General features: G+C 67.4%; 13 protein-coding genes. 10 read left to right on the top strand and 3 right to left on the bottom strand.

All coding sequences use genetic code 11. The features are described from left to right. Position 1: 1 nt before the first annotated feature. On the bottom strand, positions 2–310 hold the full coding sequence (locus OHS03_RS18960) for a putative quinol monooxygenase (protein ID WP_328655898.1): 309 nt from the start codon (positions 308–310) through the stop codon (positions 2–4). Positions 311–400: 90 nt separating this feature from the next. Here OHS03_RS18960 and OHS03_RS18955 point away from each other — a divergent pair, with 90 nt between their 5' ends. From OHS03_RS18955 to truB, 4 genes are all read left to right on the top strand, one after another. Further along, positions 401–703, top strand: coding sequence for an ArsR/SmtB family transcription factor (locus OHS03_RS18955; protein ID WP_194824269.1), 303 nt, complete (start codon positions 401–403; stop codon positions 701–703). 42 nt (positions 704–745) lie between these two features. Further along, positions 746–1,702, top strand: coding sequence for a metallophosphoesterase family protein (locus tag OHS03_RS18950; protein ID WP_328655896.1), 957 nt, complete (start codon positions 746–748; stop codon positions 1,700–1,702). 157 nt (positions 1,703–1,859) lie between these two features. Continuing rightward, complete coding sequence (gene npt / locus OHS03_RS18945; protein ID WP_056811511.1) at positions 1,860–2,531, top strand: 4'-phosphopantetheinyl transferase Npt; 672 nt, start codon at positions 1,860–1,862, stop codon at positions 2,529–2,531. Then, on the top strand, positions 2,531–3,463 hold the full coding sequence (truB, locus tag OHS03_RS18940) for a tRNA pseudouridine(55) synthase TruB (protein WP_328655893.1): 933 nt from the start codon (positions 2,531–2,533) through the stop codon (positions 3,461–3,463). Before npt ends, truB begins: the two co-directional genes overlap by 1 nt. Before the next feature lie 92 nt (positions 3,464–3,555). On the opposite strand, the gene OHS03_RS18935 is transcribed toward truB, so the two are convergent. After that, the gene (locus OHS03_RS18935; protein ID WP_328655892.1) at positions 3,556–5,016 is read right to left on the bottom strand and encodes an FAD/NAD(P)-binding protein; all 1,461 of its coding nucleotides are present in this window, start codon (positions 5,014–5,016) and stop codon (positions 3,556–3,558) included. 159 nt (positions 5,017–5,175) lie between these two features. Between OHS03_RS18935 and OHS03_RS18930 the strand changes: the two genes are divergently transcribed. The 3 genes from OHS03_RS18930 to OHS03_RS18920 all read left to right on the top strand — a co-directional run bounded on the left by OHS03_RS18930 (position 5,176) and on the right by OHS03_RS18920 (position 7,766). Continuing rightward, positions 5,176–6,291, top strand: coding sequence for a LuxR C-terminal-related transcriptional regulator (locus tag OHS03_RS18930; protein ID WP_328655890.1), 1,116 nt, complete (start codon positions 5,176–5,178; stop codon positions 6,289–6,291). Between the two features lie 93 nt (positions 6,292–6,384). Beyond that, complete coding sequence (locus OHS03_RS18925) at positions 6,385–6,807, top strand: EF-hand domain-containing protein (RefSeq protein ID WP_328655888.1); 423 nt, start codon at positions 6,385–6,387, stop codon at positions 6,805–6,807. Between the two features lie 116 nt (positions 6,808–6,923). After that, complete coding sequence (locus OHS03_RS18920; RefSeq protein ID WP_328655886.1) at positions 6,924–7,766, top strand: hypothetical protein; 843 nt, start codon at positions 6,924–6,926, stop codon at positions 7,764–7,766. A 27-nt stretch (positions 7,767–7,793) separates the two neighbouring features. On the opposite strand, the gene OHS03_RS18915 is transcribed toward OHS03_RS18920, so the two are convergent. Then, on the bottom strand, positions 7,794–8,555 hold the full coding sequence (locus OHS03_RS18915) for a metal-dependent transcriptional regulator (protein WP_328655884.1): 762 nt from the start codon (positions 8,553–8,555) through the stop codon (positions 7,794–7,796). Between the two features lie 101 nt (positions 8,556–8,656). Between OHS03_RS18915 and OHS03_RS18910 the strand changes: the two genes are divergently transcribed. The 3 genes from OHS03_RS18910 (at position 8,657) to OHS03_RS18900 (ending at position 12,698) form a co-directional block, all read left to right on the top strand. Beyond that, a complete protein-coding gene (locus OHS03_RS18910) occupies positions 8,657–9,625 on the top strand; it encodes a bifunctional riboflavin kinase/FAD synthetase (RefSeq protein ID WP_328655882.1) in 969 nt (322 codons plus the stop codon). Positions 9,626–9,752: 127 nt separating this feature from the next. Continuing rightward, the gene (gene rpsO / locus OHS03_RS18905) at positions 9,753–10,022 is read left to right on the top strand and encodes a 30S ribosomal protein S15 (protein ID WP_056811493.1); all 270 of its coding nucleotides are present in this window, start codon (positions 9,753–9,755) and stop codon (positions 10,020–10,022) included. Positions 10,023–10,421: 399 nt separating this feature from the next. Further along, entirely contained in the window at positions 10,422–12,698 is a 2,277-nt protein-coding gene (locus OHS03_RS18900) for a polyribonucleotide nucleotidyltransferase (protein ID WP_056811491.1), read from the top strand. Positions 12,699–13,252 lie beyond the last annotated feature (554 nt).

Genomic DNA, 13,252 nt, shown 5'->3' with positions numbered 1-13,252 from the left:
CTCAGCGCGGGTAGGGGCTGAGCATGTCGATCCAGCGGATGTCCAGATCGCGGGTCAGGTACTCCAGGCGGGAGTTCCAGAACTCCTGCATGTGGGGCAGGGCCAGGTGCCGGTCGAGGTCGGCTTTGCTGCGCCAGACCTCGTAGAAGACGAAGACCGACGGGTCGTCGCTGTCGACGTGGAAGTGGTATTCGAGGCAGCCCTCTTCGGCGCGGGTCGGTTCGACGAACGAGAGCAATAGTTCGCGCAGGTCGTCGCGGCGTTCGGGTTTCGGGTGGGCGAATCCCACCAGGGCGTAGGTGCCCGGCATGATGCTCCTTAGGTACGATGTTCTACGTACCTGAGGACGGTAGGCGGCGGTTAGGTATGACGCAAGTCGTACCTATGTGGAGGTGGATGGGTGGAGGAGAAGCTCGAACTGGGAGCGGTACTCGGCGCGCTGGCCGATCCGCTGCGGCGTCGCGTGATCACCCTGCTCGCGCTGGATCCCGCCGATGGGGACCGCAGCTGCTCGTCGTTCGAATTGCCGGTGACCAAGGCGACCCGCACCCACCACTTCCGGGTGCTGCGCGAGGCGGGGCTGGTCCGGCAGGTGAATTACGGCAATCGCAGCACCGTCGTCCTGCGACGGGCCGATCTCGACGCGCGGTTTCCCGGGCTGCTCGAGCTGCTCGTCGCCGAGGCCTCCGACGCGCAGGGGTGAACCCGCCGGTGCTGTCGGCCCGGAGTGTGCCACTGTGGACAGGTGATTCCGAAGTTGATGGCGGTCAGCGATGTGCATGTGGGGCATCAGGGCAACAAGCCTGTGGTGGAGCAGATCGTTCCCGATTCGCCCGAGGACTGGCTGATCGTCGCCGGTGATGTGGGGGAGAAGGCCGAGGAGGTGCGGTGGGCGCTGGAGTTGTTGCGCGGCCGCTTCGCCAAGGTGATCTGGGTGCCGGGCAACCACGAGCTGTGGACCACGCCGAAGGATCCGGTGCAGATGCACGGCGCCGCTCGCTACGACTATCTCGTCGCGATGTGTCGTGACCTCGATGTGGTCACCCCGGAGGACCCGTTCCCGGCGTGGACGGGCTCGGGCGCCGAGAAGTACGGCGGCCGGGTCACCCTGGCGCCGATGTTCCTGCTCTACGACTACTCGTGGCGACCGGCGGGCACGAACACCAAGGCGGAGGGATTGGCGCTGGCGCGCGAACGCAATGTCGTCGCCACCGACGAGTTCCTGCTGACCCCCGACCCGTACCTCACCCGCGATGCCTGGTGCCACGCTCGTGTCCAGTACACCCAGCGCCGCCTCGACGCGCTGCCCGCGGAAACCCCGCTGGTGATGATCAACCACTTCCCCCTGGTCCGCCAGCCCACCGACATCCTGTTCTACCCGGAGTTCTCGCTGTGGTGCGGCACCGACCTGACCGCCGACTGGCACACCAGCTACAACGTGGTCTGCTCGGTCTACGGCCACCTCCACATCCCCCGAACCACCTACTACGACGGCGTCCGCTTCGAAGAGGTCTCCCTCGGCTACCCCCGCGAATGGAAACGCCGAGGCATGCCGGAACCGCTGCTGCGCCAGATCCTGCCCGAACCGGTCTACGCCGACGGTGACCTGAACTCCTGGGGCGGCCACTTCAAGGTCACCCCGGAGATGGAAGCCGCAGCCGCCGAGATGCGCGAAAAGGCCGAGCGCCGGCGAGGCATCTGATCAGCGAATTTGCAAGAAGACGAGCCGCCTGATTTCGTAAGGACATCGGTAACTCACCGGGCACGAGCAAACCCGCCCACCCCCGGTACCGCCAGACGCCAACGCTGCCCGACCAGCGCCTAGATCTGGCTTGAATACGCGGAGAGGCGGAACAGCAGTGCTGGAGAGGATTTTGCCGAGGAGTGTGGCTTCGGCGGAGCTGCTGGTGTTTCCGGAGGACTTGAAGGCGCATCCCGCCGAAGAGCACCTCATCGCCAAATCCGTGGAGAAGCGTCGCCGGGATTTCATCGGCGCCCGGCACTGCGCGCGTCTGGCCCTCGAGCAGCTCGGTGAGCAGCCTGTCGCGATCGGCAAGGGCGAACGCGGAATGCCGCTGTTCCCGCGCGGCATCGTCGGCAGCCTCACCCATTGCGACGGTTACCGGGCCGCGGCGACGGCGCATTCACTGCGTTTCCGTTCGGTCGGCATCGATGCCGAACCGCACGACACCCTGCCCGACGGCGTGCTCGATTCGGTCAGTCTGCCTGCCGAACGCGAGTGGCTGTCGGACACGCCGGGCGAGGGCCTGCACCTGGATCGGCTGCTGTTCTGTGCCAAAGAGGCCACCTACAAGGCGTGGTTCCCGCTGACGCTGCGCTGGCTCGGTTTCGAGGACGCGCACATCACCTTCGAGATCGACTCCCGCACAGACGATGCGGGCTCGGGTACCTTCCACACGAAGCTGCTCGTGCCCGGGTTGACGAACGACGGCGGCGCCGCGCTGACCGAGTTCGACGGCAACTGGTTGATCGCCGACGGGCTGATCCTGACCGCGATCGCGCACGGCTGATGGCAGCACGGGTGTCGCGGGTGGGCGAGCTCGGCGGTCTCGTGATCGTCGACAAGGACAGCGGGCTCACCAGCCACGATGTCGTGGCGCGCAGTCGAAAACTGTTGCAGACCAAGAAGGTCGGCCACGCGGGCACCCTCGACCCGATGGCCACCGGCGTGCTGGTGCTCGGGGTGGAGCGGGCCACGAAACTGCTGGGCCAACTGCTCCTCACCACCAAGGCCTACACCGCGACGATCCGGCTCGGCCAGGCTACGAACACCGACGACGCCGAGGGTGAGATCACCGCGACCACTCCCGCGCTGCACGTCACCGACGACGAGATCGCGGCCGGTGTCGCGGTGCTGACCGGTGACATCGAGCAGGTCCCCGCCACGGTGAGCGCCATCAAGGTCGACGGTGAACGGGCCTACGCGCGCGTGCGCGCGGGCGAAGAGGTGCAACTGGCCGCGCGCCCGGTCACGGTGTCGCGCTTCGACATCCTGGGCCGGCGCGACGTGGCCGACGGTGAATTCGTGGATCTCGACGTCGCGGTCGAATGCACCTCCGGCACCTACATCCGCGCCCTGGCCCGCGACCTCGGCGCGGCCCTCGGTGTGGGCGGTCACCTGACCGCCTTGCGCCGCACCAGAGTCGGCCCTTTCACCCTCGAACATGCCCGCACCCTCGAAGAACTCGCGACCGCCGCCGACGCCGAGCAGCCCCTGCTCAGCCTCGACATCGACGCCGCCGTCCGTACCGCCTTCCCGCTCCGCGACATCGACGAATCGCAGGCCACCGACCTGCGCACCGGCCGCTGGCTCGAACCTGTCGGTATCAAGGGCGTCTACGCCGCCATCGACCCACGGGGCAGGGCCATCGCGCTCCTGGAGGAGAGCGGAAAACGCGCGGGATCGGTGATGGTGGTGCGCCCCAGAGGAATCGGCGACTGACGAGCGGTTGTCGGGCGATGCTTCGACGGGCGATGCTCACTGTCCGGCCACCGGCGAGATCGGTGTCCGGGCTGTCGAACCCGCCCGCCGAGTCAGATGCCCACGGGTAGGCCGGATTCCTTCGTCAGGTGCTCGGCCAGCAGTGCCGCTTCGGCGGCGAGGCCGGGCGGGTTGGTGGCGATGAACATCGAATCCGCCGCCAGGTTGCCGAGGACATGCCAGGTGCCGGCATGCAGCGCACGGGTACGTGGTTCCGCGCGGAGACCACCCGTGGGTGCGAATTCAGCGGTGCCGCTGCCGAGTAGGCGTGCCATCAGTGCCTCGGTATCCTGCGGGGTGACATAAGCGGGTGGGTTCACGGCGTTGATCACGATGTCGGCCGTCCACACGGATTCGTCCGTCATCGTGAACCCGATGTCGTCCGCCGCGATCGCGGTGAGTCCGGTGCGCAATCGGACCTGACCCGAGTCCAGCAGGCGCAGCAGGATTTCCGCGTTGTGCGGGACCATCGGTGAGCTGAGGCTGCTGATCGTGCGGTAGTGATCGGTACGCAGCATCCTCCGTTCGGCGTCGGTCATGGCGGGCCACAGGATCGGGCCCATCGTGCGAATCGCCATCGTGAGCAGGCGCCGACCCAGCAGGGCGGAGTCGACATCGGCGAGCTGACGGCGCAGGCGAAGCACCGGGTCCTCGGCACCGGTCGCGCGGATCTCGGCGGCGAACTCGTCGAAATCCTCACCCAGGTCAGCCAATTCGGCACGCAGCAGCGCGACCACCGCGGTGAACTCGACCGGGCCGCCCGCGGCCAGGTCCAGTGCGGCGGCCGGGGTGAGGTGTCGCGGCGCCAATGGTCGTGGACGTTGCTGGACGAACGGCAGGATCCCGCTGCGCGAGAGCAGCGTGATCGGACCTCGATGGCCGTGCTCGGTCAACGCCGCCGTGATGTCGACGGCGGTCAGGCCGCTGCCGATCACCGCGACGTGCGCCTCGGGATCCACCTCGGTGAGCGTGCGCGCCAGCGGATACGGCTCGTCGAGGTAGCCGGGTGAGCCGGTCAGTCCGTACTGGTCGCGGGGACGGCCGCTGCCGACGCAGAGCACCACGCGGTCCACCGGATACAACACGCCGCCCTCGGTGCGCAGTACCACCGGCTGTTCCCGCGCGATGTCGGTGACCCGGTCGTTCACCACGCTGACCTGCCATCCGTCGCGACGTAACCGGTCGATCGACGCCCGTGCCGAGTGTTCCAGGTACTCGCCGTACATCGCGCGCGGCACGATCGGCTGCCCCAACCCGGGGTCGAGGAAGCGCACCACATCCGGTCGCTGTGCGAGCCAATCCTGGAAGTGCCCACGATCGCTCGCCCGCGCGGACATCAACGCAGGTGGGGCGTTCACGCGCACCGCGGGCACATCGCGCTGATAGGCCCGTCCACGCCACAGCGCCGCGGACCCTTCGAACACGGTGATCGTGCCCGGTGTCCCTTCCGCCCGCGCGAGCGCGTCGAGCAACCCGACCGCGGCCACTCCCGCACCGATGATCCCGATTCGCATATCGACTCCTGTCGTCGGAGGGCGTTGCCGCGCACTCTCATTCGATGGCGGGCACGGCGTCGTGCCCGCTCCGTGATCAGCGTGGTCGCGCCGGAGCCGCTGCGAAATCCCGCGTTTGCGGGATGGTCGGCGAGCACTGAACGCGACGACAATGGGCACATGACCGCCTCGGCTTCGCCTTCCCTGTCCGCTCTGCTCAGTGGGATCGCCGCGGCACCGGATGCGCACGAGTTGTTCGAGCGGACATCCACCCGCTTGCGCCGATCCGTGGGGTTCGATGCCGCGGTGTGGGTGGCCACCGATCCGGTCAACGGGCTGACCACCGCGCCGGTGCGGGTGGAGAACCTGCACGAGGGCGGCTGCGGAACCTACTGGGAGTCAGAGATTTTCGCTGAGCACGTCAACCTGTTCCGCGATCTGGCGGTGGCACAGGTGCCGGTGGCCGGTTTGCGTGCGGTCACCGGCGACCGGCCGACGCTGAGCCCGCTGTATCGAAGTTTTCTGCGACCCCGCGGATTCGGCGACGAATTGCGGGCTGTACTGCGCGTCGACGGCCAGGGTTGGGGACAGGTGAGCTTGTTCAGGGACCGTGGCAGGCAGGCCTTCGCCGCCGCCGATATCGCGGTGCTGCAAGCGTTATCGGCCCCGATGGCACGGCGCTTGCGCAGCTTCGCACGACCGGCGACCACGGGCTGGGACGGCGTCCACGCGCCCGGCCTGCTGCTGTTCGGCGCCGACGGCGCCCTGCTCTCGGTGAACGACGAAGCCCGTGGGTTGCTCGCGCAGATGCCGCCCGGCCCGTCCACGACCACCGACTCCGGCCTCGAATTGCCGTTGCCCGTCTGGATTCTCAGCACGGCGGGGCGTGCGCGTCTCACCGGCGACAGCGCCCGCATCCGTATTCGCACGCTGGCCGGCCGGTGGCTCGTCTGCCACGCCTCGTGTCTGCGCGATGCGCACGGCGAACCGACTACGACAGCGCTGGTGATCGAACACGCGACGCCGTCGGAGGTGGCCGCACTCGTGGCCGCGGCCTATGAACTGACCCGCCGCGAACTCGAAGTCACCGAACTCGTCGCGGCGGGACTGTCCACCGCCGCCATCGCCCGGCACCTGCTGGTATCGGCCCACACGGTGCGCGACCACGTGAAGTCCGTCTTCGACAAGACAGGCGTCACCAGTCGCGGTGAACTCGTCGCGGCCCTGTTCACCGAATACCGGCAACCGGCGGCCGATTCGGTCACACTGCGCGTGCTAGACGGCCAGGCGAGCTGAGAGTCGCCCACTCGTTGTGCGCCGCACCCACTCCCAGGAATCCGTAGAGTGGCGTGACCGGCCGGTGGTGGCCGCGGAAGAGGGATTCGTGAGATGAGTGCAGAGTCGGTCGACACGTTCACGCTGTGGGATCGCGACGGTGACGGGCTGGTGTCGGTGGACGATATCGCCGACGGAATCCGTTCCGCGGGAATCGACGTCGACCGGGAGGCCATCGAGCGGATGGTCGCCGCCGCGGACACCAACGGCGATTTCCTCGTCTCCCGTGCCGAATTCGATGCCGCCGTCGTCGCGGGGCGCATCGAGGTCACCGACGCCGACGCGGCCTTCCGGGTCTTCGACATCAACGGTGACGGCCGGATCTCGGTCACCGAGCTGGAATCGCTGATTCGCCACGTCGGCGCGGGCCACATCGACGAACCGGCCGCCGACCTGCTCGCGGCCGCCGACCAGGACGGCGACGGATACCTCTCGCTCACCGAATTCCGCGTGCTCCTGGATTTCCTGTCGCGCTGACAGAGCCGGGCCATTCCGGTGGCCTCGGCTGTCAGCGGCACTGGACTCCTCGCTAACGTCCTGTCCGATACCGGCGATAGCGAGGATGAATAGCTTTCGCGGCGGAGGGGCAGACCATGACTGCGATCGGGAAGACCTGGATCGGTGTTCTCGCCGGTGTGACGGTGTTGCTCACGGCGTGTGGGAGCGGTGATCCGCAGGGGCCCGGATCGACCTCGGTGCGCTCGACGATCACGGTCACCGCGTCGATACCGATCGCCACTCCCAGCGCCGCTCCCGCCGTGATCCCCGGCGGGCCCGCGCCTGCGGCCAGAGAGGGCGGCCCATCGAAGTCGGTGGGCGCGCCCACCGCTCCGGCGATGACCGCCACGCCGCCAGCGGCCGCGACCGGCACCGTCGTCCTGCGCACCGTGACCCTGTCCGGAGTGCCCGTTCGCGGTGTGCCGGTGCACCTTTCGCTGCAGCAGCCGTGTGATCCGTCGAACAACGACATCCCCCTCGGTGAGACGGTGGAAGCAGTGCGCCGCGACGGTGTCACCGACGAACAAGGCCGGGCGGCGTTCACCACCGAGATCGGTTGCTATTACTTCGGGATGACCGCCCCGTCGGGAACGAACCCGGTCCCTGAAGGCATGCACACGCTGTTCCTGGTCACCCCGGGCGGCACGGCCACCGGCGACCTGCGCTTCCAGGACACCCCGCCCGAACCCGCCCCCGCCTGCGCCGAATCCATCATCGAATCCGAACTCGGCGTCGATCCGGGACCCGCCGCCACCATTCCCGACTGCGACGGACAGTGGGGTGTCATCCGCTGGGATACCCCCGGCGACAACCAGCGCCTCATCACCCGCGCGTCGGGAACCTGGACCACTTACGTCAGGTTCCCCCACGACACCTGCTGGACCACCGCCACGGCCGACGGCGTACCGGCTCGCCTGCGCACCTATTTCAACTGCTGATCCGGCGCGACCGGACCGCTCTACAGATCAGGCGGTGAGCCAGATCGCTTCGGCGGCAAGGGTTCCCAGCTCGGTGGGATTCTCGGACGAGGCGATGTGCACGGCGATGGTGCCGGCGAAATCGCGGCGTTCCGCTACTTCGATGGTGGTGTCGAGGGCGATGCCGACGGAGTCGAAATAGCGCAGCATGGCGGGGTCGGAGTCGGAGATACGGGCGACCCGGCCGGATTCACCCGCGGCGAAGTCGCTGAGTTGACGGGCGGGGGGAGTGGGTACGGCGCCGTCGGTGGAGGGGATGGGGTCGCCGTGGGGGTCGCGGTCGGGGTGGCCGAGTTTCGCGTCGATGCGGGACATGAGCAGGTCCGAGACGGCGTGTTCGAGTACTTCGGCCTCGTCGTGCACCTCGTCCCAGCCGTAGCCGAGTTCGTTCACCAGGAAGGTCTCGATCAGACGGTGTCGGCGCACCATCGCGACCGCGGCGCGACGGCCGTGCTCGGTCAGGGTGATCGCGCCGTAGCGGGCGTGCTCGACCAGGCCCTGATCGGTGAGCTTGCGCACCGCCTCCGACACGGTCGAGGCAGACACGCCGATCCGCTCGGCCAGCAGCTTGGTCGACACCTTCTCCTGCGACCACTCCTGGGCGGTCCAGATGACCTTCAGATAGTCCTGTGCCACCGCCGAGAGGTCGGGCGCGATCGTGGCGGCGAGTTCGGCCTGCTCGGCGGGCTGCGTCAGCGCGCTCCGGGTCGCGACATCTCGTTTAGCTGGCACATCACCAATGTTAGGCATCCCTGCCCCGAATAACACATCGGCGAACCGGCACGCCGTGTATCGGTGATCCGGTCACACCGGAATTCAGTTCGCGCACCGCTTTGCGTAGGCTTCGCTCTGTGCAGAGATGGCGAAGTCTCGACGACGTGCCCGCGGACTGGGGGCGTTGCGTTCTCACGATCGGCGTGTTCGACGGGGTACATCGGGGGCACGCGCAGCTGATCAGCCGCGCGGTCGCCGCGGCGGGCAAGCGTGGCGTTCCCTCGGTTCTGATGACCTTCGATCCGCACCCGATGGAGGTTGTGCGACCCGGTTCGCATCCCGCACAGCTGACCACGCTGACCCGCCGCGCGGAGTTGGCTTCCGAGCTCGGGATCGATGTGTTCTGCGTGATGCCGTTCACCCAGGACTTCATGAAACTCACTCCGTCCGAGTACGTGCACGATCTGCTGGTCGAACGGTTGCACGTCACCGAGGTCGTGGTCGGCGACAACTTCACCTTCGGCAAGAAGGCCGCGGGCACCGTCGACACGATGCGCGAACTCGGTGAGCGGTTCGGTTTCGAGGTCGACGGGGTGACCCTGCTCGGCGAACACGCCGTCACTTTCTCCTCCACCTACATTCGTGCCTGCGTCGACGCGGGCGATATGGGCGCGGCGGCCGAGGCGCTCGGACGCCCGCATCGCGTCGAGGGCGTCGTCGTGCACGGCGACGGTCGTGGCCGCGGGCTCGGGTTCCCGACCGCCAACGTCGCCCCGCCGATGCATGCCGCGATCCCCGCCGACGGGGTGTACGCGGGCTGGTTCACCGTGCTCGGGTCGGGCCCGACCATCGGTGGCGCCGCACCGGGCGAGCGTGCGATGGCCGCGATCTCGGTGGGCACCAACCCCACGTTCTCGGGCCGCGCGCGGACTGTCGAAGCGTTCGTCCTCGACGGCGAGGCCGACCTCTACGGCCAGCACGTCGGTGTCGATTTCGTCGAACAACTGCGCGGGATGCGCAAATTCGACTCCATCGACGATCTGGTCGAGGCCATGGGCCGCGATGTCGAGGAAGCGCGCAAAGTCCTCACCGCCGCCGACGCTTGATCCCGGTTTCAACTTCTCGTCAAGGGTCGAGTAAAGTGGCTCCTCGGGTTTGCTGCGGTCCGCGGTGGCGCCCATCCCGGGTAACCGGACCTTCGAGCGCGGAACTGAAAAATAGGAGTCGAGCCACATGGCGCTGACCACTGAGCAGAAGTCGGCAATTCTCGCCGAGTACGGCCTGCACCCCACCGACACCGGCTCGCCGGAGGCGCAGATCGCGCTGCTGTCGAAGCGGATCTCGGACCTGACCGAGCACCTGAAGCAGCACAAGCACGATCACCACACCCGTCACGGCCTGCTGGCCCTGATCGGTCGTCGTCGTCGCCTGTCGAAGTACCTGCAGGCCAACGACATCAACCGCTACCGCTCGCTCATCGAGCGCTTGGGTCTGCGTCGCTGATCTGAATCGGACACGCCTCCTCGTCGAGGCGGTCGACACCTGGCCAACGGGAAGAAGTACACTTCTTCTCGTTGGCTATTCGTGTATTCGGGGACCATCGGGTTCCCGGCTGCATTACAACATGTGACAGCCGTGTGCATCCGTCCGCGTGGCGTCGGTCTTCGGTAGTGGCCTTTCGGCAGGCGTTTTTTCTCGCCGCCGTCGGGCTTCGATCGATGACCGCCTCCGCGTCGCCGCTTCCAAGGGGATACGGCCGGGTGCTGCGCGTGGCAGCCAGGAGGGTTTCCACGTGTCCGTGTCCGGTACGGCTGACGACAGCTGGGTTCGCGCCCACCATGGGAAAAGTACGCATGGAAACGGCAGCGCGACCAGCGAGACGAGAGGTCGAGAGAAGAAAATATGACGCAGACAACTGAACGTACTTCGACTGCGGTCGAGGTCGAGCCCGGTGTTTTCGAGTCGGTCGCGCTGATCGACAACGGTAGCTTCGGCACCCGCACCATCCGCTTCGAGACCGGCCGTCTGGCCAAGCAGGCCGCCGGCTCCGTCGCCGCCTACCTGGACGACGAGACCATGCTGCTGTCGGCGACCACCGCCGGCAAGTACCCCAAGGACCAGTTCGACTTCTTCCCGCTGACGGTCGACGTCGAAGAGCGCATGTACGCCGCGGGTCGCATCCCCGGCTCGTTCTTCCGTCGCGAGGGCCGCCCCTCCACCGACGCGATCCTGACCTGCCGCCTGATCGACCGGCCGCTGCGCCCGACCTTCATCGACGGTCTGCGCAACGAGATCCAGGTCGTCGTCACCGTGCTGAGCCTTGACCCCAAGGACCTGTACGACGTGGTGGCCATCAACGCCGCTTCGGCGTCGACTCAGCTCTCGGGCATCCCGTTCTCCGGCCCGATCGGTGGCGTCCGCGTCGCCCTCATCGGTGAGCAGTGGGTCGCGTTCCCGACCGTCGAGGAGCTCGAAGGCGCCGTGTTCGACATGGTCGTCGCCGGCCGCGTCACCGACACCGGCGACGTCGCCATCATGATGGTCGAGGCCGAGGCCACCGACAAGGTCATCGCGCTGATCGAAGACGGTGCGCAGGCGCCGACCGAGGCCGTGGTCGCCCAGGGTCTGGAAGCCGCCAAGCCGTTCATCGCGCGCCTGGTCCGCGCCCAGGCCGACCTGGCCGCGCTGGCTGCCAAGCCGACCCAGGAGTTCCCGCTCTTCCCGCCGTACGGCCCCGACGTGTTCGAGGCTGTCGAGGGCACCTCGAAGGTCGAGCTGAACCAGGCGCTGAGCATCGCCGACAAGCAGGCCCGCGAAGCCCGCATCGACGAGATCAAGGCCGAGGTGCTCTCGCGTCTGGGTGAGGACTTCACCGGTCGCGAGAAGGAACTGGGTGCCGCGTTCCGCTCGGTCACCAAGAAGCTGGTGCGTCAGCGCATCCTCACCGACGGTTTCCGCATCGACGGCCGTGGCCTGGCGGACATCCGTCAGCTCTCCGCCGAGGTCGACGTGATCCCGCGCGCCCACGGTTCGGCGCTGTTCGAGCGCGGCGAGACCCAGATCATGGGTGTCACCACGCTGGACATGGTGAAGATGGCGCAGCAGGTCGACTCGCTCGGCCCGGAGACCTCCAAGCGCTACATGCACCACTACAACTTCCCGCCGTTCTCCACCGGCGAGACCGGTCGCGTCGGTTCGCCGAAGCGTCGCGAGATCGGCCACGGCGCGCTCGCCGAGCGTGCGCTGATGCCGGTGCTGCCCTCGCAGGAGGAGTTCCCCTACGCCATCCGTCAGGTCTCGGAGGCGCTGAGCTCCAACGGCTCCACCTCGATGGGCTCGGTCTGTGCCTCGACCCTGTCGCTGCTCAACGCCGGTGTGCCGCTGAAGGCGCCGGTCGCGGGTATCGCCATGGGCCTGGTCTCCGACACCATCACCAACGACAAGGGTGAGGACGAGGTCCGCTACGTCGCGCTCACCGACATCCTCGGCGCCGAGGATGCCTTCGGCGACATGGACTTCAAGGTTGCCGGTACCCGTGACTTCGTCACCGCCCTGCAGCTCGACACCAAGCTCGACGGCATCCCCTCGCAGGTGCTGGCCGGTGCGCTGAACCAGGCGCACGACGCCCGCACCACCATCCTGGACGTGATGGCCGAGGCCATCACCGACCCCGACGAGATGAGCCCCTACGCCCCGCGCGTGACCGCCATCAAGATCCCGGTCGACAAGATCGGCGAGGTCATCGGGCCCAAGGGCAAGATGATCAACCAGATCACCGAGGAAACCGGCGCCAACATCTCCATCGAAGATGACGGCACCGTGTTCGTCGGTGCGACCGATGGGCCGTCGGCCCAGGCCGCGATCGACATGATCAACGCCATCGCCAACCCGCAGCTGCCCAAGGTCGGCGAGCGCTTCCTGGGCACGGTCGTCAAGACCACCGCCTTCGGTGCGTTCGTGTCGCTCCTGCCGGGCCGCGACGGTCTGGTGCACATCTCCAAGCTGGGCAACGGCAAGCGCGTGGCCAAGGTCGAAGACGTGGTCAACGTCGGCGACAAGCTGCGCGTGGAGATCGCCGATATCGACAACCGCGGCAAGATCTCGCTCGTCCCGGTCGAGGACGAGGCTGCCGCGGCCGCTGAGCCGGCCGCTGTCGAGGAGACCGTCGACGCCGAGTAAGCGTCGCACCGTCTGACCGAAACCCCCGCCGTTGTACGGCGGGGGTTTTGTCGTTTTCGGGCGCCGAATCGTGCCCGTGATCTGGATCACGACGATGCAACGGTGATGCAACGTTGTCTCGCCTAGTGTGTCTGGACACAGTAAGAACCTGTGTCGACAGCCGTGACGCCACTCATCGAGCAGCGCGTCCGACCGCTGTCGGCTCGGCGTACGCGGTCGGATCGCTGGACCGTTCTCGGCGTCGAAAAGTGAGTCTCCCAGGCGTGATTTTGACTGAATCCGGTCCGGTTTATTACTGAAACGAATACGCTTCTGCTCGTGTTCGGACGCGTGGTTCAGGTGTCGGGGTCGACGATGGAGGTCGGGAGATAACCGAGTCATTGCTGGTTGCGTGGTGGCGAGCCGGATTGCCGCGATCGTGTCATAGCCGATCGCACTGAATCCGGTGTGAGTGGGTGGATTTCGGGCAGGGTGCCCGAGGTTGGCCGCCCCCGCGCCGATCCACCTCACCCCGTGTGAGCCGGGGAGTTCCGAGAGTTTGTGCGGCCGTGTGG

Origin of the sequence: Nocardia salmonicida (assembly GCF_036142455.1) — a bacterium.
Lineage (GTDB): Bacteria > Actinomycetota > Actinomycetes > Mycobacteriales > Mycobacteriaceae > Nocardia > Nocardia salmonicida.
The sequence above is the reverse complement of the archived record's forward strand: the minus strand, read 5'-3'. Positions and strand labels throughout refer to the sequence as shown.